The organism is Kitasatospora sp. NPDC051853 (genome assembly GCF_044452665.1).
Classification (GTDB): domain Bacteria; phylum Actinomycetota; class Actinomycetes; order Streptomycetales; family Streptomycetaceae; genus Kitasatospora.
The window spans coordinates 228,440-254,399 of the sequence record NZ_JBITBY010000008.1 but is presented as its reverse complement, the minus strand read 5'-3'; the positions used below and the strand labels follow the sequence as shown (position 1 = coordinate 254,399).

Sequence of the window (25,960 nt, the reverse complement as noted above, 5' to 3'; positions counted from 1 at the left end):
CGGGCGGGGGGGGGGGGGGGGGGCGGGGGGCCGGGGGGGGGGGGGGGGGGCGCCCCCCCCCCCCCCGGGGGGGGGGGGCCGGCCCCCCCCCCCCCCCCCGGGGGGGCCCCCCCCCGCCCCGTTGGCGTCTCCGGGGGGCCGGATTCCCCCTACCGCACCGGTGGGGTCCGGCGCAAGGGCCGTGATCCCGTTTGAGTGTTTTTACGATGGTCTGTTCATGCGGGCAAAGGTCATTCCCCCACGCCAGGGCGGGTCGAGATGACATGCTGCTCCACGTCAGGGGGGTTGGTACCAATTTCCACACTCTTCCGAGGCGCACCGCACCCCGGTGCGCCGGAGGTACGGCCGGAGGTCGACGTGTCCGCCAACATCAATCCGACGGTCCGGCGCCGCCGGCTGGGCGCCGAACTGCGGCGCCTGCGCGAGCTGAAGGGCATGACGGCCGAGGAGGTGGCCGGCCGCCTGATGGTCTCGCAGTCGAAGATCAGCCGGCTGGAGAACGGCCGCCGCTCGATCAGCCAGCGCGACGTCCGCGACCTCTGCGACGTCTACGAGGTGACCGACGAGCGGGTCCGGGCGGGCCTGATGGAGATGGCCAGGGAGTCGCGCCAGCGCGGCTGGTGGCACGAGTTCGGGGACATCCCGTACTCGGTCTACATCGGCCTGGAGGCCGAGGCCAGCTCGATCCGCGCCTACGAGTCCTCCTTCGTCCCGGGCCTGTTGCAGACCCGGGAGTACGCGGCGGCCGTCGTCGAGGGCACCCAGCCGGACACCGACGCCGGGGCCGTGCAGCGGCGGGTCGAGGTGCGGATGAAGCGGCAGAGCCGGATAAACGGTGAGAACCCGCTGGGCAGCCTCTGGGTCGTGGTGGACGAGGCGGTGCTGGCCCGGGAGGTCGGCAGCCCGATGGTGATGGCCGATCAGCTGCACCAGCTGATCGAACTGAGCGAGCGTCCGAACATCAACCTTCAGGTCATCCCGTTCCGCCACGGCGCGCATCCCGGCATGACCGGGACATTCTCCCTGATGGAGTTCCCGGAGTCGGCGGATTCGACGGTCGTCTACTTCGAAGGAGTGACGGCCGACCTCTACCTCGAGAAGGACGCCGACGTCCGCCGCTATACCAATCTGTACGACCACCTGCGGGCCGCAGCGCTCAGCGTGGCGGAGAGCCGCACACTGATCCGATCCTATGCAGAGGGGTTCAAGAGATGAGCACCACGTCCACGCGATCCGGTCTCACCTGGCGCAAGAGCAGCCACAGCGGCGGCAACGGGGCCTGCGTCGAGATCGCCGTGCCGAACGGCTCCACCATCGCCGTGCGGGACTCCAAGGACCCCGAGGGCCCCCAGCTGCACTTCTCGAACGCCGCCTGGGCCGCCTTCGCCACCGCCACCGCGGCCGGCGCCTTCGGCCGGATCTGAGCCTCCCTCAGCAGCGCCCCCGACGGATGCGGTGCCCGGTCAGACCGGGTACCGCTCCGTCCAGGCCCGGCCGCGCAGTTCACTGCCGTGCAGCAGCTCCAGCACGAAGTCGTCGGCCAGCTCCAGCACCGTCCCCCGGCCCTCCACCTCGGCCACCAGCTCCGGCGGCAGCGCCGTCTCCCCGTGCACCACGCCCAGCAGGCTGCCGCAGAGCGCCCCGGTCGAGTCGCTGTCCCCCGAGTGGTTGACCGCGAGCAGCAGGCCGGACTTCACGTCGTGCGCCACCAGGGCGCAGTAGACCCCGATCGACAGCGCCTCCTCGGCGGCCCAGCCCTCCCCCAGCTGCTCCACCCGCTCCGCCCCCGGCTCCCCCGCGCGGACGGCGTCCAGGGCCCGGCGCAGCGCGGCCGTCGTCTCCTCGTGCCCCGGGTGGTCGGAGAGGGTGGCCAGTGCCTGGTGCACCCCCTCCTCCAAGGTCCCGCCCCGGGCAGCCGCGTGCACGATCACCGCGAAGGCGCCCGCCGACAGGTAGGCCGCCGGGTGACCGTGCGTCAGCACCGAGCACTCCACCGCCAGCTGGAACACCAAGGCCGGGTCCCAGGCCGTCAGCAGGCCGAACGGCGCCGCCCGGACCACCGTCCCGCTCCCCCGGGCGTCCGGGTTGCGCGGCTCGCCCAGGGTGCCCGGCACGGCGGCCTCCGGGCCGGAGAGCGCGGCCACCGCGGCCGGCTCCGGCGAGCGCTGCGCGTACAGCCACTCCTGGCGCCCCAGCCAGCCGAGGTCCGGTCTGCGCTCGTCCGGGCCCCAGTCGTGCTGGGTGGCGGCCCAGCGCAGGTACGCGCGGTGCACGTCGGTCGGCGGGTGCCAACTGCCGCCGTCCCGCTGGGCGTGCGCCCGGATCAGGCCGTCCACGGTGAACAGGGTCAGCTGGGTGTCGTCGGTGACGGTGCCCGGGCGGCCGTACGCCGCCACGAAACCCGTCACTCCGTCAGGTCCGTGGGCGGCCTGGATCTTCTCCAGCGAATCGCCCTCGATGCCCGCTCCGAGCGCGTCTCCGACCGCACCCCCGAGCAGGCAGCCGCGCACCCGGCTGCGGAAGTCCTGCTGCTGGGCTCGGGACCACAAGGCCATCACGGGTACGGCACCTCTTCTCGACACGCGGCGCACCGCCCCCCGGAGCGCGCCCTCGCACTGTATTCGAATACCTCACCACGGGGCGCCGTGGTCCGGAACACCAGCCCTTCAACAAACTGTTGCCACCGCGCCATCCACGGGCCACCGGGCCACACCCCGGGCTTCCTACCGTCCGCTCCATGACCACCACCCGCACCCGGTTCGCCGTCGCCGTCGCCCTGACCGGCGCCCTCACCCTCGGCACCACCGCGCTGGCCGCCTCCCCCGCCCTGGCCGACTCCGCCGGCCACCACGCCCAGCAGTCCGCGCACCGCATCCCGTTCACCGCCGCCACCGTCACCCAGCGGGCCGACGGCACCTTCACCCTGACCTGGGCCGCCCCCACCGCCCGCCGGGTCACCGTCTACGCGGGCACCGACCGCGACGCGATCCGCCACCGCACCGCCGTCGCCCGCGGCACCGGCTCGGCCACCGTGACCGTCTCCGGCCTGGCCGCCGCCGACCGCTGGTACTTCGAGCTGGTCCCGGACCGCGGCGAGTCCCTGACCGTCGCCGACCGCTCCCTCCACCTCGCCTCCGCCCCCAACTTCCGCGACGCGGGCGGCTACCGCACCGCGGACGGCCGCTGGGTGAGGATGGGCGAGGTCTACCGCTCGGACGACCTCTCCAAGCTCACCGACGCCGACCTGGCCAAGCTCCAGCGCCTGGGCATCCGGCAGATATTCGACCTGCGCACCCCGGCCGAGCAGAAGACCGCCCCCGACCGCGTCCCGGCCGGCGCCACCGTCACCTCCGCCAACGTGCTCGGCGTCGAGGACACCGGCGCCTTCAACGTCACCTCCCCGCAGGCCGCGGTCCAGGCGATGATCGACGCCGAGAAGGTCATGGTCTCCGCGGCCAGCGCCAAGTCCGCCTACCGCAGCGTCCTGCGGGCCGCGGACGACCGCGGCGCGGTCCTCTTCCACTGCACCGCCGGCAAGGACCGCACCGGCTGGGCGGGCGCCGCGCTCCTCACCGCCCTCGGTGTCCCGAAGGCCACCGTCGAGGCGGACTACCTGGCCAGCAACGACTACCGCGCCGCCGCCAACGCCGCGATCCTGTCCCACCTCCCGGCGCCATACCAGGCCGTCTACAAGCCGCTGCTGGACGTCCGCCCCGAGTACCTCAACTCCGGCTACGACGAGGTCACCGCCACGTACGGCACCTTCGACCGCTACCTCAAGAACGGCCTCGGCCTCGACCGGCAGGACCTCCACCGCCTGCAGAGCAACCTGCTTCTGGGATAGGTGATGCCGGGGGCGCGGGGAACTGCGCGCAGGGGAACGGCAGCACCTGCAACTGGCTGACGGAGCATGAGTTGCAGGTGAGCCGCCTCCCGTCCCGCGCAGTTCCTCGCGCCCCCGGGGTCGCTGCCCTCCCGGCCCCTAGTCCAGGACCGGCAGCAGCTCCGGCAGGTGCCCGTCCGAGGCCAGGGCGGCCGCGCGCCGTTCGGCCGGGACCTCGCCGTAGGTGGTGGTGCGCTGGCGGTGCGGGCGGCCCGCCGCCTCGGCGATCGCCTGCAGGTCCCGGACCGACTTGTAGCTCCCGTAGGAGGAGCCGGCCATCCGGGAGATGGTCTCCTCCATCAGGGTGCCGCCCAGGTCGTTGGCCCCGGAGCGGAGCATCTCCGCCGCGCCCTCCGCGCCGAGCTTCACCCAGCTGGTCTGCACGTTGCGGATGTGCGGGTGCAGCAGCAGCCGCGCCATCGCCATCACCGCCCTGTTGTCCCGCGCCGTGGGCCCGGGCCGGGCGATGCCCGCCAGGTAGACGGGGGCGTTGGTGTGCACGAACGGCAGCGTCACGAACTCCGTGAACCCGCCGGTCCGTTGCTGGATCTCGGCCAGCAGCCGCAGGTGCGCCAGCCAGTGCGCGGGGTTGTCCACGTGCCCGTACATCATCGTGGAGGAGGACGGGATGCCCAGCTCGTGGGCGGTGCTGACCACCTCGACCCAGGTGGCGGCCGGCAGCTTCCCCTTCGTCAGCACCCAGCGCACCTCGTCGTCGAGGATCTCCGCCGCCGTGCCCGGGATGGAGTCCAGCCCGGCCTCCTTGGCGGCCGCCAGCCACTCCCGGATCGAGAGGCCGGTCCGGGTGGCCCCGTTGACCACCTCCATCGGGGAGAAGGCGTGCACGTGGATGCCGGGCACCCGGGCCTTCACGGCCCGGGCGATGTCGAAGTAGGCGGTGCCCGGCAGGTCCGGGTGGATGCCGCCCTGCATGCAGACCTCGGTCGCGCCCACCTCCCAGGCCTGCTGGGCCCGGTCGGCGACCTGCTCCAGCGAGAGGGTGTACGCGTCGGCGTCGGTGCGCCGCTGGGCGAAGGCGCAGAACCGGCAGCCGGTGTAGCAGACGTTGGTGAAGTTGATGTTCCGGGTGACGCAGTACGTGACCGTGTCGCCCACCGCGTCCCGCCGGACGGCGTCGGCGATCGAGCAGAGCGCGTCCAGCGCGGCCCCGTCCGCCTGGAACAGCGCCAGCGCCTGGGCGTCCGTCAGCTTCTCCGGGTCGTCGGCGGCCTGCGCCAGCGCGGCCCGCAGGTCCCCGGGCAGCCGTTCGGGAGCCGCCAACCCGGCGGCCTGCTCCCGCAGTTCGGCCCAGTCCCCGTAGACCTCCTCGAAGTCCCCGCGCCGGTCCCCGGTCCGCCCCTCGCCGTCGATCTCCCGGTGCAGCTCGGTGCGGCCCCGGGCGGTGAGCGGCTCGTCCGGCTCCTGCCAGGGCAGCCCGACCGGCAGCGCGTCCTCCCGGGCCAGGCCGGTCTCCGGGTCGGCCAGCGCCCGCACGTGCGGCAGCACCCGCGGGTCGATCCACGGCTCGCCGCGCAGCAAGTACTCCGGGTAGACCGTCAGCCGCTCGCGCAGCGCGAAGCCCTCGGCGCCGGTCCGCGCCGCCAGCTCCTTGATGTGCGGCCAGGGGCGCTCGGGGTTGACGTGATCCGGCGTCAGGGGCGAGACGCCGCCCCAGTCGTCGATGCCGGCGCCGATGATCAGCGGGTACTCCTGGTCGACCAGGTTCGGCGGGGCCTGGATCCGGGCGCCGGGGCCGAGCACCAGCCGGGCCACCGCGATGCAGGCGGCCAGCTCCTCCAGCTCGGCGTCGGGCATGGCCCGCATCGCGGTGTCGGGCTTGGCCCGGAAGTTCTGCACGATGACTTCCTGGACGCCCTGGTAGCGCCGGGCGGTGCGGCGGATCGCGAAGAGGGCGTCGGCCCGCTCCTCGTACGTCTCGCCGATGCCGATCAGCACGCCGGTGGTGAACGGCACCGCGCTGCGGCCGGCGTCCTCCAGCACCCGCAGCCGGACGGCCGGTTCCTTGTCCGGCGAGCCGTGGTGCGGGCCGCCGGGCTCGGACCAGAGCCGGGTCGCGGTGGTCTCCAGCATCATGCCCATGGACGGGGCGACGGGCTTGAGCCGCTGGAAGTCGGTCCAGGACAGCACCCCGGGGTTGAGGTGCGGCAGCAGGCCGGTCTCCTCCAGCACCCGGACGGCCATCGCCCGCACGTAGGCCAGGGTGTCGTCGTAGCCGTGCGCGTCCAGCCACTCGCGGGCCTCGGGCCAGCGGTCCTCGGGGCGGTCCCCGAGGGTGAAGAGCGCCTCCTTGCAGCCGAGCGCGGCGCCCTGGCGGGCGATCTCCAGCACCTCGTCGGGCGAGAGGTAGAGGCCGTGGCCGTCCTTGCGGAGCTTGCCGGGCACGGTGACGAAGGTGCAGTAGTGGCAGCGGTCCCGGCAGAGCCGGGTGAGCGGGATGAAGACCTTCTTCGAGTAGGTGATCACCCCGGGCCGGCCGGCCGCCAGCAGTCCCTGGTCGCGGACCCGGGCGGCGCTCGCGCACAGGTCGCGCAGGTCCTCGCCGCGTGCCTGGAGCAGCACGGCCGCCTCGGTGACGTCCAGCGCCACCCCGTCCCGTGCCCGGCGCAGGGCGCGGCGCATCGAGCTGCTGGTGGGGCGGGGATCGGTAGCGTCGTCCATGGGGCCGACGATACCCAGAGCCGGACGCCGCGTTCGTCCTTCGGGAGCACCCGACCCTGAGACGTGCTCAGGGTCACGTGCACCCCTGGGCGTAGACGGATCCGGCCCCGTGGAGCGATGTCGCGGCGGGGTCCCGCGGGTTCCAATGGAGGGGCAGCACGGTAGTTCTGACGCCTGATGAGGGGTAGGAAGTCATGGAACGGACCACGCGACGCAAGGCCGCCCGGGTGCTGGTGCCCGCCGGCGTGGTGGCGCTGACCGCCGCCGGGATCGGCCTGGTGCCCGCGATGGCCGGGGAATCCGGGCCCAAGCTGCCCGAACTGACGGCGGAGCAGGTGGTCGCCAAGGCGCTGGGCTCCGACGTGCAGGCGCTCTCCGGCACCGTCAAGCTCAAGGCCGACCTGGGCCTGCCGACCCAGCTGCTGGGCGGGGCGCTGCCCGGCGGCGGGGCCCCCGGCGGGCACGGCGGCGGTGAGGGCTCGGAGGCCGCCCCCGAGGCCAAGCTGCTCCAACTGCTGGGCGGCGAGCACACCCTGCGGGTCGCGGTGGACGGCCCGGACCGCCAGCGGCTCGGCCTGATCGGCGGCCTGTCCGGCTACGAGCTGGTGCACAACGGCTCCGAGGTCTGGGCCTGGGACAGCAGGAGCAACGAGGCGGTGCACCTGACGGGTGCTCAGGCCGCCGAGCGGGCCAAGCCCGAGCTGCCGCTGCCGGTCACCCCGCAGGAGGCCGCGAAGAAGTTCCTGGAGCTGGGTGCGGACACCACCCAGGTCACCGTGGAGGGCACCGCCACCGTGGCCGGGCAGCCCGCCTACGAGCTGCGGGTGAAGCCCAAGCAGAGCGGCTCGACCATCTCCGAGGTGCGGATCGCCGTCGCGGCCGAGAACGGCGTGCCGCTCGCGGTGCAGGTCCGCTCCGGCTCGACCAAGGTGCTGGACGCCCGGTTCAGCGAGGTCTCCTTCGCCACCCCGTCGGCCGACACCTTCCGCTTCACCGCGCCCAAGGGCGCCAAGGTGACGGAGGAGAACGCGGGCGTGGGCCAAGAGAAGTGGCTCCAGAACGCCCCGGACGCCCCCGACGCCAAGGCGGTCGAGAAGGCCGGGCGGGACGCGGGCTTCAAGGTCACCGGCGAGGGCTGGACCACGGTGCTCAGCGCCCGGCTCCCCGCCGAGGCCACGGGCGGCGAGGCGGGCGGCTTCGCCAAGGCGCTCGGCAAGCCGGTCGGCGGCGGCAGCCTGATCTCCACCAAGGTGGTCAACGTGCTGATCACCGACGACGGCCGGGTGTTCGCCGGCGCCGTCACCCCGCAGGTGCTGCAGAGCGCGGCCGGGGCGAAGTGACCGACCTGTTGGAGCGGCCGGACGGCCGGGCGGCTCACGGCCGCCCGGCCGCTCCGGCCGAGGTGATCCGCACCCGTGGTCTGACCAAGCGCTTCCCCGGCGGCCAACTGGCCGTCGACGGGCTGGACCTGACGGTGCCCCGGGGAAGCGTCTTCGGCTTCCTGGGGCCGAACGGCTCCGGCAAGACCACCACCATCCGGATGCTGTTGGGCCTGATCGCGCCCAGCTCCGGCGAGGCCGTGGTGCTCGGCGAGCCGATGCCGCGCGGCGTGGCCACCGTGCTCCCCCGGGTCGGCGCCCTGATCGAGGGCCCGGCCCTGTACGGCTACCTGACGGGCCGGGACAACCTGGCCCGCTTCGACGCGGCCGACCCGACCACCGACCCGCGCACCCGCTCCCGGCGGGTCACCGAGGCGCTGGACCGGGTCGGTTTGACGGCCGCCGCCGGGAAGAAGGCCCGCGCGTACTCGCTGGGCATGAAGCAGCGCCTGGGCCTGGCCTCGGCCCTGCTGCGCCCGCGCGACCTGCTGGTGCTGGACGAGCCGACCAACGGACTGGACCCGCAGGGCATGCGGGAGATCCGGGCGCTGGTGCGGGAGTTGGCGGCCGAGGGCTCCACCGTCTTCCTCTCCTCGCACCTGCTGGACGAGATCGAGCAGGTCTGCACCCACGCCGCCGTGATGTCCAAGGGCCGGCTGCTGGTGCAGGGCACGGTGCCCGAGCTGGCGGCCAGGGCGCAGGGCCGCCTGGTGGTCCGCACGCCGGACGTGGAGAAGGCCGCGGAGGTGCTGGCCGGGCGCCGGGTCACGGGCGTCGAGGGCGGCGAGGGCTCGCTGTCCGCCGCCGCCCCGGCCGAGGAGGAGCTGGCCGGGCTCTGCGCGGCGCTGGTCGCGGCGGGGGTGCGGGTGCAGGGCTTCGGAGTGGAGCGCGGCACGCTGGAGGACGCCTTCGTGGCGCTGACCGGGGAGGGTTTCGATGTCGCGGGCTGAGGCGCTCACCGACGCACCACCGCGGCTGCCCGCCGCGCTCTCGCTCTCGCTGCTGCGCAGCGAGCTGGCGCTGACCTTCCGGCGGGCCAGGACGGTCACCCTGCTGGCGATCCTGGCCGCGCTGCCGGTGCTGATCGGCGTGGTGATCAAGTGGCAGACCGACGGCGAGGGCGGCGGCGGCCCGGCCTTCATCGCCCAGGTGACCCAGAACGGCGTGTTCCTGGTCTTCACCTCCCTGGCCGTCACCCTGCCGGTCTTCCTGCCGATGACGGTGGGCGTGGTGGCGGGCGACGCGGTCGCGGGCGAGGCGGCCTCCGGCACCCTGCGCTACCTGCTGGTCGCCCCGGCCGGGCGGACCAGGCTGCTGGTGGCCAAGTTCCTGGCCGGCCTGGCGTTCTGCCTGGCCGCCACCCTGACGGTGGCGGCCTCGGCGCTGGCCACCGGTGCGGCGCTGTTCCCGCTGGGCGACGTCACGCTGCTCTCCGGGGACACCGTGGCCCCGGGCGAGGCGCTGCTGCGGGCGGTGCTGGTGGCCCTGGTGGTGGCGGCCTCGCTGGCCGGGCTGGTGGCGGTCGGCCTGTTCGTCTCCACCCTGACGGGCAGTGGGATCGCCGCGATGGCCACCACCGTGGTGCTGGTGATCACGGTGCAGATCCTGGACGCCTTCCCGCAGCTGCACGCGATCCAGCCGTACCTGTTCTCGCACCACTGGCTGAGCTTCGGGGACCTGCTGCGCCAACCGATGTACTGGGACGAGGTGCTGGAGAACCTCGGGCTGCAGGCGGTCTACGTGGCGGTCTTCGGCTCAGCGGCCTGGGCCCGCTTCACGGCCCGCGACGTCACCTCGTGAGCTGGCCGCCGCGCAGGCCAGCACCGGCAGCTGCGCGGGCGCGACCAGGAACAGCGGGGACCAGCCGTGGCAGACCAGCCGGACCCCGGCGGTCAGCCCGTGCAGCCGGGCCCGGTGCGAGCCCTTGAGCTCGACCCGGTCGAGCCGGCTGGGCGCCTGCAGGGTGACCGGCGGGCGGCCGGGGCGCTGCCAGCGGATGGTCACCGGCCCACCGGGCCGGTCGGCACTCAGCAGCAGTTCCCCGCTCTCGCAGGCATCCATCTCGCGGCGCACCGCAGGCACCCGCAGGGCTCCGTCAACCGCCCGACGAAACGGCCGGACCATCGCGCGACACCTCCCGTGGCCGGTGGTTACGCCCTCGGGGGTGCGAGGAACCGCGCGCAGGGGAACGGCGGCACGTGCCACTGACCCGCGTGCCCCGGTCTCACGCTGCTCCGCCTTCCGGTTCGCGCGGTTCCTCGCGCCCCCGAGGGTGCAACCGGACGTTAGCAGGGTTGCGGGGGGCTTGAGGAGATCTCGAAACGAGTTGTTCACCGTGCGGACGAAGCTGACGGAGCGTCAGCCGGCGCACCCTCCGGGCGCGTGCCCGACGGCGGCGCCGGGAGCTCGGCGCGGCTCCTGCGCAGGCGCCGCAGCGCGTCGAAGGTGAGCACCGCGAGCGCGGCCCAGACCAGGGCGAAGCCGGCCCAGCGGGCGGGCGGCATCTGCTCGTGGAAGACGGTGATGCCGAGCAGGAACTGCAGCACCGGCGCCAGGTACTGGAGCAGGCCGAGGGTGCTCAGCGGCACCCGCACGGCGGCCGCGCCGAAGCAGAGCAGCGGCACGGCGGTGATCAGGCCGCTGAGCATCAGCAGTCCGGTGTGGGCCCAGCCCTCGGTGCCGAGGGTGCCCCGGCCGGTGACGCCCAGCCAGACCAGCAGGCCGACCGCGAAGGGGAACATGGCCGCGGTCTCCAGCGCGAGGCTCTCGCTGCCGCCGAGCGCGACCTTCTTCTTGAGCAGGCCGTAGGTGCCGAAGGAGAAGGCCAGCACCAGGGCGATCCAGGGCAGCCGCCCGTACCCGACGGTGAGCACCGCGACCGCCAGCACGCCGATCCCGACCGCCACCCACTGGGCCCGGCGCAGCCGTTCGCCCAGCAGCAGGACGCCGAAGGCGATGGTCACCAGGGGGTTGATGAAGTAGCCGAGGCTGGTCTCCACCACGTGCCCGGAGTTCACTCCCCAGATGTAGACGCCCCAGTTGACCGAGATCACCAGGGCGGCCAGCACGGAGAGCGCGAGCCGGCCCGGCTGGGCCAGCAGCGGGCGTATCCACGACCAGTTGCGGGTGACCCCCAGGATCAGCGCGACGGCCACCAGGGACCAGGTCATCCGGTTGGCCAGGATGTCGACCGCGCCGCTCGGCTCCAGCAGCGGCCAGTAGAGCGGGAAGAGACCCCAGATTCCGTAGGCGGCGAACCCGTACCCGAGCCCGGCACCGCTGCCGGCCTGCTGCTGTTGTGCCATCGACCGGCCTGCCCTCCACGCGCGCTGCTCTCCGGACGAAGGTAGCGGGCGGGAGGGCAGGGTGTCATCCCCGTATCAGGGTTTTGCCCATGACATGGACGGTCCGACGGACCGTCAGAGGGAGGCGGCCACCGTCGCGGCCAGCGGGGTGGTGGGGCGGCCGATCAGCTTCGACAGCACGCCGCGGTCACGGGCCAGCTCGCCCCGGGCGATGGCGGCGTCCACGTCCACCAGGATCGCGGCGAAGCCCTCCGGCAGGCCGGCGCCGACCAGGATCTCGTGGTGCTTCTCGGCCGGGACGTCCGCGTAGGCCACCGGCTTGCCGGTGTGCGCGGCCAGCGCGGCGGCGTACTCGGAGAAGCTCCAGGCCTCGTCCCCGCTGAGCTCGTAGACCGCGTTCTCGTGGCCCTCGCCGGTGAGCACCGCGACGGCCGCGTCCGCGTAGTCCTGCCGGGCTGCGGTGGCGATCCGGGCGTCGCCGTTGCTGCCGACCACGGCGCCGTGCTCGATGGCCACGGCCGCGTTGGCGGTGTAGTTCTCGGTGTACCAGCCGTTGCGCAGCAGCACGTACGGCAGGCCGGAGGCGCGGATCACGGCCTCGGTCGCCTGGTGCTCCTCGGCCAGCCGGAAGGTCGCCTCCTCGCCGCCGAGGATCGAGGTGTAGGCGAGCAGCGCCACCCCGGCGGCCTTGGCGGCCTCGACCACGGCGGTGTGCTGCGGCACCCGGGAGCCGACCTCGCTGCCGGAGATCAGCAGCACCCGGTCACCGGCGCCGAAGGCGGTGGCGAGGGTCTCCGGACGGTCGTAGTCGACCACGCGGACGGTCACGCCCTTGGCGGCCCAGTCGGCGGCCTTGTCGGCGGAGCGGACGGCGACGGCCAGCTCGGCCGCGGGCACCTTCGCGAGCAGGCCCTCCACCACGAGGCGGCCGAGCTGTCCGGTGGCTCCGGTGACGACGATCATCAGGTACTCCCTGGTCAGTGGGGTCTTGCGCTTTCCACACTCACCGTATGTACTGCACTTACCAATCGGAAGTACGCACTTTGAAGTAGGGTACTGACATGAAGGTAAGTGTCGACACGCTGCAACACGCGCCGGACGTCAACGACCGGATGTGCCCCTCGCGGGGCGTGCTGGAGCACGTCACCAGCCGCTGGGGCGTCCTGGTGCTGATCGCGCTGGCCGAGCGCGAGTACCGGTTCAGCGAGCTGCGCCGCCGGGTGGCCGGGGTCAGCGAGAAGATGCTCGCCCAGACCCTGCAGACCCTGGAGCGGGACGGCTTCGTGGAGCGCGAGGCGCACCCGGTGATCCCGCCGCGGGTGGACTACCGGCTGACCCCGCTCGGCCACGAGGCCGCCGAGCTGGTCGGCGGCCTCGCGCACTGGGTCGAGCGGCAGACGCCCGGGGTGCTGGCGAACCGTCAGGCGTACGACGCGCGCTGACGGCCCGCCGGCGGCCCCTGCGTCAGACCACCGTCCAGGTGTCGTTCCCGGTGAGCAGCGCGCCCAGGTCGCCCCGGCCGCGCTGCTCCACCGCCCGCTCCAGCTGACCGCCCATCAGCTCGTCGTAGACGGGCCGCTCGACACTGCGCAGCACCCCGATCGGGGTGTGGTGCAGGGTGTCGGCGTCGGCGATCCGGGACAGCGCGAAGGCGTGCGCCGGGTTGGCGTGGTGCGCGTCGTGCATCAGCACCTCGGCCCGGTTGGCGTCGGTCACCTCGTCCACGTACAGCTCGCCCGTCGGGCCGCGGAAGACGCCCCGGCCGGCGAAGGTGACCGGCTGCCCGTGCTCCAGCCGGATCAGCGCCTCGTCCCGGGTGCCGGGGTCCTTGAGCACCTCGAAGGCGTTGTCGTTGAAGATGTTGCAGTTCTGGTAGATCTCCACCAGCGCGGTGCCCCGGTGCTCGGCGGCCGCCCGGAGCACCGAGGTGAGGTGCTGGCGGTCCGAGTCGATGGTCCGGGCGACGAAGGTGGCCTCGGCGCCGATGGCCAGCGAGAGCGGGTTGAACGGGTGGTCCAGCGAGCCCATCGGGGTGGACTTGGTGATCTTCCCGACCTCGCTGGTGGGCGAGTACTGACCCTTGGTCAGACCGTAGATCCGGTTGTTGAAGAGCAGGATCTTCAGGTTGACGTTGCGCCGCAGCGCGTGGATCAGGTGGTTGCCGCCGATCGACAGCGCGTCGCCGTCGCCCGTCACCACCCAGACGCTCAGGTCCGGCCGGGAGGCCGACAGGCCGGTGGCGATGGCCGGGGCGCGGCCGTGGATCGAGTGCATCCCGTAGGTGTTCATGTAGTACGGGAATCGCGAGGAGCAGCCGATACCGGAGACGAAGACGGTGTTCTCCCGGCGGATGCCGAGCTCCGGCATGAAGGCCTGCACCGCGGCCAGGATGGCGTAGTCCCCGCAGCCGGGGCACCAGCGCACCTCCTGGTCGGTCTTGAACTCCTTGGCGCTCTGCGGCCCGTCGGCCTTGGGCACCAGTCGAAGGCTCTCCATCACTTCTCCTCCAGGGTGCCGATGGCGGCGGTCAGCACGTCGGCCAACTGGGCCGCCTTGAACGGGAGTCCGCGCACCTGGTTGTAGGACTGGGCGTCCACCAGGTACTTGGCGCGCAGCAGCAGGGCGAGCTGGCCGAGGTTCATCTCCGGCACGATCACCCGGTCGTAACCCTTGAGGATCGCCCCGAGGTTGGCCGGGAAGGGGTTGAGGTGGCGCAGGTGCACCTGGGCCACCTGCCCGCCGTCGGCCCGCACCCGGCGGACCGCCGCAGTGATCGGGCCGTAGGTCGACCCCCAGCCCACCACCAGCACCCGGGCCTCGCCCGAGGGGTCGTCGACCACCAGGTCCGGCACGGTGATCCCGTCCACCTTGGCCTGCCGGGTGCGGACCATGAAGTCGTGGTTGGCCGGGTCGTAGGAGATGTTCCCGGTGCCGTCCTGCTTCTCGATGCCGCCGATCCGGTGCTCCAGCCCCGCCGTGCCGGGCACCGCCCACGGGCGGGCCAGCGTCTGCGGGTCGCGCTGGTACGGCCAGAACGCGCCGTCCTCCCGGTTCGGCCCGGTGGCGAACTCCGGTGCGATCGAAGGGAGTTCGTCCACCGCAGGGATCCGCCACGGCTCCGAGCCGTTGGCCAGGTAGCCGTCGCTCAGCAGGAACACCGGCGTCCGGTAGGTGACCGCGATCCGGGCCGCCTCCAGCGCCGCATCGAAGCAGTCGGCCGGCGTGGCGGGGGCCACGATCGGCACCGGCGCCTCGCCGTTGCGACCGAACATCGCCTGCAGCAGGTCGGCCTGCTCGGTCTTGGTCGGCAGCCCGGTGGACGGCCCGCCGCGCTGGATGTCCACCACCAGCAACGGGAGTTCGAGCGAGACCGCGAGCCCGATGGTCTCCGACTTCAGCGCCACCCCCGGCCCCGAGGTGGTGGTCACGCCCAGCGCCCCGCCGAAGGCCGCGCCCAACGCGGCCCCGATCCCGGCGATCTCGTCCTCCGCCTGGAAGGTCCGCACGCCGAAGTTCTTGTGCTTGGACAGCTCGTGCAGGATGTCCGAGGCCGGGGTGATCGGGTACGAGCCCAGGAACAGCGGCAGCCCCGACCGCTCCCCCGCCGCGATCAGGCCGTAGGCCAGCGCGAGGTTCCCCGAGATGTTCCGGTAGGTGCCCTCCGGCAGCCGGGCCGGGGAGACCTCGTAGGAGACCGCGAAGTCCTCGGTGGTCTCGCCGAAGTTCCAACCCGCCCGGAACGCCAGGATGTTGGCCTCCGCGATCTCGGGCTTCTTGGCGAACTTCTGCCGCAGGAACGCCTCGGTGCCGTGGGTCGGCCGGTGGTACATCCAGGACAGCAGCCCGAGCGCGAACATGTTCTTCGCCCGCTCGGCGTCCTTCCGGGCCAGCCCCGAGTCCTTCAGCGCCTCCAGGGTCAGCGTGGTGAGCGGCACCCTGTGCAGGTGGTACGCCTCCAGCGAGCCGTCGGTCAGCGGGTCGGCCGCGTAGCCGACCTTGGCCAGGGCGCGCTTGGTGAACTCGTCGGTGTTGGCGATGATCTCGGCGCCGCGCGGCAGGTCCGCCATGTTGGCCTTCAGCGCGGCGGGGTTCATCGCCACCAGCACGTTGGGCGCGTCGCCCGGGGTCAGGATGTCGTGGTCCGCGAAGTGCAGTTGGAAGGACGACACACCGGGCAGGGTGCCGGCGGGTGCCCGGATCTCGGCCGGGAAGTTCGGCAGGGTGGAGAGGTCGTTGCCGAACGAGGCCGTCTCCGAGGTGAAGCGGTCTCCGGTGAGCTGCATGCCGTCGCCGGAGTCGCCGGCGAAACGGATGATCACCCGGTCCAGACGCCGGATCGGCTTCGCCGGCCGTTGCCGGGCACCCGGTGGCGAGGCCGGGCCCGACCGGCCCTCGTCGTCCGAGCCGTCCACTGCCTCTGCCTGATCGACCTGACTGGTCACTGCCGCGGACCTCCTCGTGGGCGCCAGCCGCGGGCGTGAGCCGTGTGCCCCGTCCGCCTGGTGCACCGTTCCGAATCCTAGGCGGCCGAACCTCCCCCGGACCGGAACTCGGCCCAACCACCCACGAGAACGTCTACTCGCCCACGATCCATACCCACCAGCCCCCGACCGCCCCTGTCCGACCCCTAACCGCCCGGAGGGCGGTCAGGGGCGCGAGGAACTGCGCGCGGCGGAAGACACAGACCCGTATGCCGGGTACGGACAACCACGTGCAAGTGAGCCTCCGTACCCGGCACACGGTCGTCGCCTTCCGCCGCGTGCAGTTCCCCGCGCCCCCGGTGTAGCCACCGCCCCGCCCGCGGCCCCCGTGGAGCCACTACGAACGCAGGTACGTCAACACCGCGAGCACCCGCCGGTGGTCCTCCGAGCTCTGCCCGAGGCCCAGCTTGAGGAAGATGTTGCTGACGTGCTTCTCGACCGCCCCGTCGGAGACGACCAGCTGCCGGGCGACCGCCGCGTTGGTGCGTCCTTCGGCCATCAGCCCGAGCACCTCCCGCTCCCGCGGCGTCAGCCCCGCCAGTGCGTCGCCCTTGCGGCTGCGCATCAGCAGCTGCTGCACCACCTCCGGGTCCAGCGCCGTCCCCCCGCCCGCCACGCGGACCACCGCGTCGACGAACTCCCGGACCTCCGCCACCCGGTCCTTCAGCAGGTACCCGACGCCCCGGGTGGACCCGGCCAGCAGTTCCCCGGCGTACTTCTCCTCGACGTACTGGGAGAGCACCAGCACCCCCAGCTCCGGGTACAGCCCGCGCAGCGCCACGCACGCCCGCACCCCTTCGTCGGTGTGCGTCGGCGGCATCCGCACGTCCGCGACCACCACGTCCGGCAGGGCGTCCGCCGCCGCCAGTTCCTGGACGGTGCGCAGCAGCGCCTCGCCGTCGCCGACTCCGGCGACCACCTCCAGGCCCCGGTCGGTGAGCAGCCTGGTGAGGCCCTCGCGGAGCAGTACGGAGTCCTCGGCGATGACGACGCGCAGCATGACGGCCCTTCGGGAGACGGCGGCTCGAACGCCCTCAGTCTCTCCCACCCTGACGGCCGGTCAGACCTCGGGCGGAGACCGGGCCCGGCGGCGGCATACCGGGGGATGACCCGGGATCGTGCCTCGTGCTGTCTCCTGCCCCGTGCCGCGCTCCTAGCGTGGAAGGGACCCATCACGACCGAGAGGAGCGGCCCACCGTGGCTTCGCTGGGGCGGTACACCGTCAAGGAGTTCCTGGGCCAGGCCCGCCAACTGGTGCTGACCGGTGTGGCGGTGGCGGTCGGGGTGGCGTTCCTGGTGCTGTCGGTGGGGGCGAGCGGTGCCCTGGTGGACTCGTTCTCGCAGACCGCCGCCACCGAGGTCGGCCCGGGCGCGGTGCAGGTCACCGCGGCCGCGGGGCGGGCCCGGGAGGGCCTGCCGGCGGACGCCGCCCGCCGGGCCGCGCAGGTGCCCGGGGTGGTGTCGGTGGCGGAGCGGCTGGCCGGCACCGGCACCGTGCTCACCGCCTCCGGCCGTCCGCTGGACGAGGCCACCGTGGTCACCTCGGTGGCCGCCGATCCGGCGCTGCGCTGGCAGCGGCTGGCCCGGGGCGCCTGGCCGTCCCGGGACGGCGAACTGCTGCTGGACGAGGGGACCGCCGAGGACCTCGGCGTCGCCCCGGGCGGGCAGGTCACGGTGCTGCGGGCCGACGGCTCCACCGGCCGGGCCGTGCTGACCGGCCTGCTGGAGACCAGCGGCTCGCCGACCCTCTCCGGCCACCCGGTGCTCGGCCTGCCGCACGACGCGGCCGCCGCCTGGGCGTCCCGTCTGACGGTCACCCAGCTGGACCTGGCGGCGGCCCCCGGCGCTGCCCCGGCCACGGTCGCGGAGGCGGTCGGGCGGGCGCTCGGCGACGGCGTGACGGCCCGGACCAGGGCGGCCTCGGTGGAGGAGGCGAGGAGCAGCACCGGGGCGATGTACTCGGTGGTGCTGGCGGCCGCGCTCTCCTTCGTGCTGATCGCCCTCGCGGTGGCCCGGATGGTGGTGACCAACACCTTCTCGGTGGTCCTGGCCCAGCGGGCGCGGCAGTTGGCGCTGCTGCGCTGCGTGGGCGCCTCGCAGCGGCAGGTGCGGCGGATGATCCTGCTGCAGGGGCTGATGCTCGGGGTGCTGGCCTCGGCGGCCGGGCTGGTGGCCGGCGGACTGGCCTGCCTGCTGGGCACCGGGGTGCTGGCCCTGGTGGACCTGGGGCCGGTCTCGGTCTCGCTGCTGCCGTCCTGGCCGGTCTTCCTGACGGCGGGTCTGTTCGGCCTGGCACTGACCGCGCTGGCGGTGCGGCGCCCGGCGAGGCTGGCCTCGGCGGTGCCGCCGGTGGCGGCGCTCTCCGAGTCCGGGGCGGCCCTGCCGGACCTCGGCAACAAGGTGGTGCGCGGGGCGGTCTCGGCGCTGCTGCTCGGCTTCGGCGCGCTGATGCTGGTGATCGGCGGCCAGGGCGGTTCGGCCGCCGCCCTGCTGGCCGTCACGGTGGGCGCGGTCTCCAGCTTCTTCGGTGTGCTGCGGCTGGCCCGCTTCCTGCTGCCGCCGGTGGTCTCGCTGCTCGGCCTGCCGGCCCGCCGGGCCTTCGGCACCACCGGGCGGCTGGCCGCCCAGCAGCTGCGCTCCAACCCGGGCCGGACCGGTTCGGCCGCCTCGGCCCTGCTGGTCGGCGTCACGGTGGCGGTCTCGGCGGCCACCGCGCTGTCGGTGGCGGGCGGTTCGCTGGAGGGGATGCTGAGCGCCCGTCACCCGGGCGCCTTCGCACTGGCCACCGAGGACGGCCGGCTCCCGGCCGGGGCGCTGGCGGCACTGGAGCGGCGGCCCGAACTGACCGTCACCCCCGTCCGCACCGCCACCGTGCGGCTGGACGGCCGCCCCACCGTGGTGGCCGCGGCCGACCCGGCCCGGCTGAACGGCTCGGCCGAGGGCGTGGACGAGGCCCGCGCCCTGCGCGACGGCGAGGCACTGGCCACCGGCCGCGCCGTAGCGCTCCGGCTCCCGGACGGCACCGTCTGGCAGACCCGCACCGGCCCCTCCGCCCTCCCCCACGCCCTGCTCCCCGAAGCCACCGTGTACGTCACCCCGGCCACCCTGGCCGCGGCCGCGCCGGACGCCGCGGTGGCCACCGCCTGGATCTCCGCCACCGGCTCCACCGACCGCGACGGGGCCCGCCGGGCGGTCGACGAGGCACTGGCCGGCTTCCCCGGCGTCCGGGTCACCGACTCGGCCTCGGAGGCCGCCTACGTCCGGGACGTGCTGGACACCATGATGCTGGTCTCCACCGTGCTGCTCGGCTTCTCGATGGTGATCGCCGCGATCGGGGTGGCCGCCACCCTGACCCTCTCGGTGGACGAACGCACCCGGGAGCTCGGCATGCTGCGGGCGATCGGCCTGACCGGGGATCAACTGCGTTCCCTGCTCACCTTGGAGGCCGCCCTGCTGGCCCTCGGCGGCGCGGTGGCGGGCACCGTCCTGGGCGGGGTCTACGGGGTGCTGGCGGCCCGCTCGGTGACCGGCGAGGGGCTCTCCCTGGCCTTCCTGCCGTACGGCACGGTGGCCCTGCTCCTGGCCGCCGCCGGCCTCCTCGGCGTGGCCGCCTCGGTACTGCCGGCCCGGCGGGTACGCCGGATGCGGATCGTCCAGGCCCTCCACGCCGCCTGACCGGGCCCGGGGCGAGAGTGGTCACACCGGGGGCGCGGGGAACTGCGCGAGTACGGAAGGCGGCTCACCTGCAACTGAGGCTCCGTCAGCCAGTTGCACGTGCTGCCGTTCCCCCGCGCGCCCCGCGGCGGAGCCGCACATCAGCAGAGCCTCGCGCCCCTTGGGCCGCTGCAACTGGACGTCGCGCCGCCGGGCGGGCCTCACATGGTGCGGATGGCCACCGCGTCGCAGAGCCCCTGGAGGGCGGCCTTGGCCGGGCAGTCCGGCAGCGGTGCGAGCAGCGCGCGGGACTCCTCGGCGTAGCGCAGGGTCTCGCGGCGGGCCCGCTCCAGCGCCGGGTGGCGGCGCAGCAGGCGCAGCGCCTCGGCGTGCAGCTCGTCGTCCTTGGCGAGGTCCTGGTCGAGCAGCTCGCGCAGCCGCAGGTCCTCCGGGTCGTCCTGGTCGACCGGCATCTGACGGAGCAGCAGGATCGGCAGGGTCGGCACGCCCTCGCGCAGGTCGGTTCCGGGGGTCTTGCCGGACTCGTGGCCGTCGCTGGCGATGTCCAGCACGTCGTCGGCCAGCTGGAAGGCGGTGCCCATCCGCTCGCCGTACTGGCGCAGGATCTCCACCACCTCCGGGGCGGCCCCGGCCATCAGCGCGCCGAAGTGGCCGGCCACCGCGATCAGCGAGCCGGTCTTGCCGGCGATCACGTCCAGGTAGTGCTGGAGCGGGTCGTCTCCGGGGCGCGGCCCGGCGGTCTCCAGGATCTGACCGGTCACCAGCCGCTCGAACGCGTCGGCCTGGATCCGGACCGCCTCCGGCCCGAGCTCGGCCAGCACCTGGGAGGCGCGGGAGAACAGGAAGTCGCCGGTGAGGATGGCCACCGAGTTGTCCCAGCGGGAGTTGGCGCTCGGGGCGCCGCGCCGCACGGGGGCCTCGTCCATCACGTCGTCGTGGTAGAGGGTCGCGAGGTGGGTCAGCTCCACCACCACCGCGGCCGGCACCACGCCCGGCGCGTACGGGTCGCCGAACTGCGCGGCCAGCATCACCAGCAGCGGGCGGAAGCGCTTGCCCCCGGCCTCGATCAGGTGGCTCGCGGTGACCGTGATGAACGGCACCTCGCTCTTGACGGCCTCCAGCAGCGCGGTCTCCACCGCGTCCATGCCGGCCTGGACGTCGCTGGTCAGATCGCGGTCCTGCACGGTCAGCCCGAAGGGCCCCACGACGGTCACGCAGACCACTCCTGTCCCTGGTCGATTAGCGGCCCGGTCCCTGAGTGCCGCCGCTGGCCTACTAGGAGGGTATCCGGTCGCGAGTCGATCACTGCACGGGCGTGCGGACCAGTGGCCGACCGGGCACGGAACGGGGCCCGTAGCCAGCGGCTACGGGCCCCGGGGAGGTTCCTCAACGGGTGAAGACGGAGGCCGAGGAGGCCAGGTCGAGGAAGTACTGCGGGGCCAGGCCCAGGACCAGGGTGACCACCACGCCGAGGGCGATGGCGGTGCTGGTCATCACCGACGGGACGGCCACGGCGGGGCCGCCGGGGCGCGGGTCGGAGAAGAACATCAGGACGATGACCTTGATGTAGAAGAAGGCGGCCACCGCGGAGGAGAGCACGCCGACGATCACCAGCGGGGTGGCGCCGCCGGCCGCCGCCGCCTGGAAGACGGCGAACTTGCCGGTGAAGCCGGAGGTGAGCGGGATGCCGGCGAAGGCCAGCAGGAAGAGGGCGAAGACGGCCGCCAGCAGGGGGGAGCGGCGGCCGAGCCCGGCCCAGCTGGAGAGGTGGGTGGCCTCGCCCTTGGAGTCGCGGACCAGGGTCACCACGGCGAAGGCGCCGAGGGTGACGAAGGAGTACGCGGCCAGGTAGAAGAGCACCGCCCCGACGCCCTGCTTGTTGGAGGCGATCACGCCGGTCAGGATGAAGCCGGCGTGGGCGATCGAGGAGTAGGCCAGCAGGCGCTTGACGTCCTGCTGGGTGACGGCCAGCACCGCGCCGACCACCATGGTCAGGATCGCCACGCCCCACATGACGGGCCGCCAGTCCCAGCGCAGGCCGGGGAAGGCGACGTAGAACAGCCGCAGGAAGGCGCCGAAGGCGGCGGTCTTGGTGGCGGCGGCCATGAAGCCGGTGACCGGGGTCGGCGCGCCCTGGTAGACGTCCGGGGTCCAGGAGTGGAACGGCACCGCGCCGACCTTGAAGAGCAGGCCGACCGAGAGCATCGCGAGGCCGATCAGCAGCAGCGCGTCGTTCTGGGTGGTGGAGGCGAGGGCGGGGGTGACCTGGGCGACGCCGGAGACCACGTCGGCGATCCCGCTCAGCCGGACCGTCCCGGCGTAGCCGTAGAGCAGCGCGGTGCCGAACAGGAAGAAGGCCGAGGCGAAGGCGCCGAGCAGGAAGTACTTGACGGCGGCCTCCTGGGAGAGCAGCCGGCGGCGCCGGGCCAGCGCGCAGAGCAGGTAGAGCGGGAGGGAGAAGACCTCCAGCGCGACGAACATGGTCAGCAGGTCGTTGGCGGCCGGGAAGAGCAGCATGCCGCCGACCGCGAACAGGGTGAGCGGGAAGACCTCGGTGGAGGTGAACCCGGCCTTGGTGGCCTGCCGCTCCTGCTCGCTGCCGGGCACCGCGGCGCCCTGGGCGGCGAAGGCGTCCACCCCGTGGCCGTTCAGGCGCGGCTCCAACCGCCGCTCGGCGTAGGTGAGGACGGCCATCACGGCGGTCAGCAGGATGACGCCCTGGACGAAGAGCGCCGGGCCGTCGATGGCCACCGCGCCCATGGCCAGCAGGCCGGACTCGGTGGTGGCGTGGCCCTGGGTGGCCAGTACCACCACTGCCGCGAAGGAGGCCGCGAGGCCCAGCAGCGCGATGGTGACCTGGGCGCCGTAGCGGGCCCGCCGGGGCAGGAAGGCCTCGGCGAGGATGCCGAGCAGGGCCGCCCCGAGCACGATCAGCATCGGGGAGAGCTGGCCGTACTCGACGTGCGGGGCCGGGATGCTGGGGCTGTTGCCGCCGGCCGCTGTGAGCCAACCGGTCACTTGTGCTCACCTCCGGTGGTGGCGGCGACCGGGTGGGCCGGTGCCGGGTCGGTCTGGTGGACCTGGGAGAGCGTGGCGTCCACCGCCGGGTTGACCAGGTCGGTGAGCGGCTTGGGGTAGACGCCCAGGAAGATGGTCAGTGCCACCAGCGGTGCCACCACGGCGAGTTCACGGACCTTCAGGTCCGCCATGCCCTCGACCTGCGGCGTGACGGGGCCGGTCATGGTGCGTTGGTAGAGCAGCAGCGCGTACAGCGCGGCCAGCACGATGCCCAGGGTGGCCACGATGCCCACCACCGGGTACTTGGCGAAGGTGCCGACCAGCACCAGGAACTCGCTGACGAACGGGGCGAGTCCGGGCAGCGACAGGGTGGCCAGGCCGCCGATCAGGAAGGTGCCGGCCAGCACCGGGGCCACCTTCTGGACGCCGCCGAAGTCGGCGATCAGGCGCGAGCCGCGGCGGGAGATCAGGAAGCCGGCCACCAGCATCCAGGCGGCGGTGGAGATGCCGTGGTTGACCATGTAGAGCGTGGCACCGCTCTGCGCCTGGCTGGTGAAGGCGAAGACGCCCATGATGATGAAGCCGAAGTGCGAGATGGAGGCGTACGCCACCAGCCGCTTGATGTCCTTCTGGCCCACCGCCAGCAGCGCGCCGTAGACGATCCCGATCAGCGAGAGCACCAGGATGGCCGGCCCGAAGTCCTGGGAGGCCTCCGGGAAGAGGCCCAGGCAGAACCGGAGCATCGCGAAGGTGCCGACCTTGTCGACCACCGCGGTGATCAGCACGGCCGTCCCGGGGGTGGCCTCGCCCATCGCGTTCGGCAGCCAGGTGTGCAGCGGCCAGAGCGGGGCCTTCACCGCGAAGGCGAAGAAGAAGCCCAGGAAGAGCGCCTTCTCGGCGGACGGGTCGATGTTCAGCTTGCCCTCGGCGATCGCCGCGCTCAGCGTCGGCAGGTCGAAGGTGGGCAGGCCCTGGTCGGCGGCGACCACGTACAGCCCGATCACGGCGGCCAGCATGACCAGCCCGCCGAGCAGGTTGTAGAGCAGGAACTTGACCGCGGCGTACGAGCGCTGGGCGCTCGCGTCCGGGCCGCCCGCGCGGTCGCCGAAGCCGCCGATCAGGAAGTACATCGGGATCAGCATGGCTTCGAAGAAGACGTAGAACACGAAGACGTCGGTGGCCAGGAAGGAGACCACCACCATCGACTCCACCGCCAGCACCAGGGCGAAGAAGCCCTGGGTGCGGCGCAGGTTCTCGAAGGTGCCGTCCGGGTTCTGGATCGGCTCGGCGTCGTTCCAGGAGGCCAGCATCACGATCGGCACCAGCACCGCGGTGAGCAGCACCAGCACCGCGCCGATGCCGTCCACGCCGAGCGAGAAGCTGATCCCGAAGGACTTGATCCAGCTGTACGACTCGGTCAACTGGTAACGGGCGCCGCCCGGTTCGAACTCGGCGACGACCAGCGCGGCCAGCACCAGGGTGGCCAGCGAGAGGACCAGCGCGGCGACCTTGGCGGTCCGCCGGCGGGCCTCGGTGGAGCCGCCGGGCAGCGCCGCGGTGAGCACCGCCCCGACGGCCGGGACGGCACAGGTGGCGGTCAGCAGATAGCTCATTGCCGTACCCCCCAAGTGAGTTGACGTGACATCAGACGGACCTCATGAGGAGAGTGGTGGCGACCAGCACCAACGTGCCGCCGAACATGGAGAGCGCGTAGCTGCGCACGAAGCCGGTCTGGGTCCGGCGCAGCCGGGCGGAGAGCCCGCCGATCGCCGCGGCCAGGCCGTTCACCGTGCCGTCGACCACCTTGGCGTCCGCGTAGACCAGCGAAGCGGTGAGCGCGGCGCCGGGGCGGACCAGGACGGCGTGGTTGAAGTCGTCCTGGAGCAGGTCGCGGCGGGCCGCCCGGGTGAGGAACGAGCCGACCGGCGGGGTGACCGGCACCGGCCCGCGGCCGTACATCAGCCAGGAGAGCAGCACGCCGGCCGCCACGCAGACCGAGGTGAGCACGGTGACGGTGGTGGCGTTCAGCGGCGAGTGGCCGTGGGCCAGGCCGGTGACGGGCTCCAGCCAGCTGACGAAGGACTCGTTCACCGCGAAGAGGCCACCGGCGAAGACCGAGCCGAAGGCCAGCACGATCATCGGCAGCGTCATGCTGGCCGGGGACTCGTGCGGGTGCGGCTCGTGGCCCTCGGCGTCGGGCTGCCAGCGCTTCTCGCCGAAGAAGGTCAGGATCATCACGCGGGTCATGTAGAACGCGGTGACGGCGGCGCCGACCAGGGTGCAGACGCCGAGGATCCAGCCCTCGGTGCCGCCCTTGGCGAAGGCCGCCTCGATGATCAGGTCCTTGGAGAAGAAGCCGGACAGGCCCGGGAAGCCGATGATCGCCAGGTAGCCCAGGCCGAAGGTCACGAAGGTGACCGGCATCTTCTTGCGCAGGCCGCCGTAGTGACGCATGTTCACCTCGTCGTTCATGCCGTGCATGACCGATCCGGCGCCGAGGAAGAGCCCGGCCTTGAAGAAGCCGTGGGTGACCAGGTGCATGATGGCGAAGGCGTAGCCGATCGGGCCGAGGCCGGCGGCCAGCACCATGTAGCCGATCTGCGACATGGTCGAGCCGGCCAGTGCCTTCTTGATGTCGTCCTTGGCGCAACCGACGATCGCACCGAACAGCAGGGTGACGGCACCGACCACCACGACCACCGTCTGCGCGTCCGGCGCCAGATCGAAGATGGCGCTGGAGCGGGTGATCAGGTAGACCCCGGCGGTCACCATGGTGGCCGCGTGGATCAGGGCCGAGACCGGGGTCGGGCCCTCCATCGCGTCGCCGAGCCAGGACTGCAGCGGCACCTGGGCGGACTTGCCGCAGGCGGCCAGCAGCAGCATCAGGGCGATCGCGGTGAGCTTGCCCTCGCTCGCCTGGCCGGCGGTGCCGAAGACCCCGGCGAAGGTCAGGTCGCCGAACTCGACGAACATCAGCATGATGCCGATCGACAGCCCGAGGTCGCCGACCCGGTTGACCAGGAAGGCCTTCTTGGCCGCCACGGCCGCGCTCGGCTTGTGCTGCCAGAAGCCGATCAGCAGGTACGAGGCCAGGCCGACGCCCTCCCAACCCGCGTACAGCAGCAGGTAGTTGTCCGCCAGGACCAGGAGCAGCATGGCGGCCAGGAAGAGGTTCAGGTAGGCGAAGAAGCGGCGGCGGCGCTCGTCGTGCGCCATGTACCCCATCGAGTAGACGTGGATCAGGGTGCCGACGCCGGAGATCAACAGGACGAAGGTGACCGAGAGTTGGTCCAGCTGGAAGGCGAGGTCGGCCTTGAAGCCGCCCACCTCGATCCAGGTGAACAGCTTGGAGGTCAGGGTCCGGTGCTCGGCGTCCTTGCCGAGCAGGTCGGAGAAGAGCGCCAGGCCGAGGCCGAAGGAGGCGGCGGCCAGCGCGGTGGCCAGCCAGTGACCGAAGCGGTCGAGGAGCCGGCCGCCGAGCAGCAGCAGGGCGGCTCCGGCCAGCGGCGCTGCCACCAGCAGCGGAATGAGTGAGTTCAC

General features: G+C 73.0%; 20 protein-coding genes. 8 read left to right on the top strand and 12 right to left on the bottom strand.

What is annotated here, in order from left to right:
• The first annotated feature begins 357 nt into the window (after positions 1–357).
• Entirely contained in the window at positions 358–1,215 is an 858-nt protein-coding gene (locus ACIA8O_RS23840) for a helix-turn-helix domain-containing protein (RefSeq protein WP_396295957.1), read from the top strand.
• Positions 1,212–1,424 carry a DUF397 domain-containing protein gene (locus tag ACIA8O_RS23835; protein WP_396295956.1) on the top strand — a complete coding sequence of 71 codons (213 nt, stop codon included), beginning with the start codon at positions 1,212–1,214 and terminating at the stop codon, positions 1,422–1,424. Before ACIA8O_RS23840 ends, ACIA8O_RS23835 begins: the two co-directional genes overlap by 4 nt.
• A gap of 39 nt (positions 1,425–1,463) precedes the next feature.
• Here ACIA8O_RS23835 and ACIA8O_RS23830 read toward each other — a convergent pair whose 3' ends face one another.
• The gene (locus ACIA8O_RS23830) at positions 1,464–2,555 is read right to left on the bottom strand and encodes an ADP-ribosylglycohydrolase family protein (RefSeq protein WP_396295955.1); all 1,092 of its coding nucleotides are present in this window, start codon (positions 2,553–2,555) and stop codon (positions 1,464–1,466) included.
• Positions 2,556–2,737: 182 nt separating this feature from the next.
• On the opposite strand from ACIA8O_RS23830, the gene ACIA8O_RS23825 reads away from it, so the two are divergent.
• Complete coding sequence (locus ACIA8O_RS23825) at positions 2,738–3,844, top strand: tyrosine-protein phosphatase (protein WP_396295954.1); 1,107 nt, start codon at positions 2,738–2,740, stop codon at positions 3,842–3,844.
• Between the two features lie 138 nt (positions 3,845–3,982).
• Here ACIA8O_RS23825 and ACIA8O_RS23820 read toward each other — a convergent pair whose 3' ends face one another.
• A complete protein-coding gene (locus ACIA8O_RS23820; RefSeq protein ID WP_396295953.1) occupies positions 3,983–6,562 on the bottom strand; it encodes a bifunctional FO biosynthesis protein CofGH in 2,580 nt (859 codons plus the stop codon).
• A gap of 194 nt (positions 6,563–6,756) precedes the next feature.
• On the opposite strand from ACIA8O_RS23820, the gene ACIA8O_RS23815 reads away from it, so the two are divergent.
• The 3 genes from ACIA8O_RS23815 to ACIA8O_RS23805 are packed head-to-tail and all read left to right on the top strand — an operon-like array spanning position 6,757 to position 9,741.
• Entirely contained in the window at positions 6,757–7,902 is a 1,146-nt protein-coding gene (locus ACIA8O_RS23815) for an outer membrane lipoprotein carrier protein LolA (protein ID WP_396295952.1), read from the top strand.
• 5 nt (positions 7,903–7,907) lie between these two features.
• The gene (locus ACIA8O_RS23810; protein WP_396296148.1) at positions 7,908–8,891 is read left to right on the top strand and encodes an ABC transporter ATP-binding protein; all 984 of its coding nucleotides are present in this window, start codon (positions 7,908–7,910) and stop codon (positions 8,889–8,891) included.
• The gene (locus ACIA8O_RS23805; RefSeq protein ID WP_396295951.1) at positions 8,878–9,741 is read left to right on the top strand and encodes an ABC transporter permease; all 864 of its coding nucleotides are present in this window, start codon (positions 8,878–8,880) and stop codon (positions 9,739–9,741) included. Before ACIA8O_RS23810 ends, ACIA8O_RS23805 begins: the two co-directional genes overlap by 14 nt.
• Here ACIA8O_RS23805 and ACIA8O_RS23800 read toward each other — a convergent pair.
• From ACIA8O_RS23800 to ACIA8O_RS23790, 3 genes are all read right to left on the bottom strand, one after another.
• On the bottom strand, positions 9,697–10,023 hold the full coding sequence (locus tag ACIA8O_RS23800; RefSeq protein ID WP_396295950.1) for a hypothetical protein: 327 nt from the start codon (positions 10,021–10,023) through the stop codon (positions 9,697–9,699). The genes ACIA8O_RS23805 and ACIA8O_RS23800 overlap by 45 nt on opposite strands.
• Before the next feature lie 248 nt (positions 10,024–10,271).
• Positions 10,272–11,246, bottom strand: coding sequence for an EamA family transporter RarD (gene rarD / locus ACIA8O_RS23795; RefSeq protein ID WP_396295949.1), 975 nt, complete (start codon positions 11,244–11,246; stop codon positions 10,272–10,274).
• Between the two features lie 114 nt (positions 11,247–11,360).
• A complete protein-coding gene (locus ACIA8O_RS23790; protein ID WP_396296147.1) occupies positions 11,361–12,212 on the bottom strand; it encodes an SDR family oxidoreductase in 852 nt (283 codons plus the stop codon).
• Positions 12,213–12,307: 95 nt separating this feature from the next.
• Here ACIA8O_RS23790 and ACIA8O_RS23785 point away from each other — a divergent pair, with 95 nt between their 5' ends.
• Entirely contained in the window at positions 12,308–12,688 is a 381-nt protein-coding gene (locus tag ACIA8O_RS23785) for a winged helix-turn-helix transcriptional regulator (protein WP_396295948.1), read from the top strand.
• 22 nt (positions 12,689–12,710) lie between these two features.
• Here the strand turns inward: ACIA8O_RS23785 and ACIA8O_RS23780 are convergent, their stop codons facing one another.
• From ACIA8O_RS23780 to ACIA8O_RS23770, 3 genes are all read right to left on the bottom strand, one after another.
• Positions 12,711–13,742, bottom strand: a complete 1,032-nt coding sequence (locus ACIA8O_RS23780) for a 2-oxoacid:ferredoxin oxidoreductase subunit beta (protein ID WP_396295947.1) — start codon at positions 13,740–13,742, stop codon at positions 12,711–12,713.
• Positions 13,742–15,688: a 2-oxoacid:acceptor oxidoreductase subunit alpha gene (locus ACIA8O_RS23775; RefSeq protein WP_396295946.1), complete on the bottom strand. Its 1,947-nt coding sequence runs from the start codon at positions 15,686–15,688 to the stop codon at positions 13,742–13,744. Before ACIA8O_RS23775 ends, ACIA8O_RS23780 begins: the two co-directional genes overlap by 1 nt.
• Positions 15,689–16,064: 376 nt before the next feature.
• Positions 16,065–16,724: a response regulator gene (locus ACIA8O_RS23770; protein WP_396296146.1), complete on the bottom strand. Its 660-nt coding sequence runs from the start codon at positions 16,722–16,724 to the stop codon at positions 16,065–16,067.
• Positions 16,725–16,924: 200 nt separating this feature from the next.
• On the opposite strand from ACIA8O_RS23770, the gene ACIA8O_RS23765 reads away from it, so the two are divergent.
• Positions 16,925–19,402, top strand: a complete 2,478-nt coding sequence (locus tag ACIA8O_RS23765) for an FtsX-like permease family protein (RefSeq protein ID WP_396295945.1) — start codon at positions 16,925–16,927, stop codon at positions 19,400–19,402.
• Positions 19,403–19,602: 200 nt separating this feature from the next.
• On the opposite strand, the gene ACIA8O_RS23760 is transcribed toward ACIA8O_RS23765, so the two are convergent.
• The 4 genes from ACIA8O_RS23760 to nuoL all read right to left on the bottom strand — a co-directional run bounded on the left by ACIA8O_RS23760 (position 19,603) and on the right by nuoL (position 25,960).
• Positions 19,603–20,616, bottom strand: coding sequence for a polyprenyl synthetase family protein (locus tag ACIA8O_RS23760; protein WP_396295944.1), 1,014 nt, complete (start codon positions 20,614–20,616; stop codon positions 19,603–19,605).
• 172 nt (positions 20,617–20,788) lie between these two features.
• Positions 20,789–22,420 carry an NADH-quinone oxidoreductase subunit NuoN gene (nuoN, locus tag ACIA8O_RS23755; protein WP_396295943.1) on the bottom strand — a complete coding sequence of 544 codons (1,632 nt, stop codon included), beginning with the start codon at positions 22,418–22,420 and terminating at the stop codon, positions 20,789–20,791.
• Entirely contained in the window at positions 22,417–24,033 is a 1,617-nt protein-coding gene (locus ACIA8O_RS23750; protein WP_396295942.1) for an NADH-quinone oxidoreductase subunit M, read from the bottom strand. The genes nuoN and ACIA8O_RS23750 overlap by 4 nt, the downstream gene beginning before the upstream one ends.
• Positions 24,034–24,064: 31 nt before the next feature.
• Positions 24,065–25,960, bottom strand: coding sequence for an NADH-quinone oxidoreductase subunit L (gene nuoL, locus ACIA8O_RS23745; protein WP_396295941.1), 1,896 nt, complete (start codon positions 25,958–25,960; stop codon positions 24,065–24,067).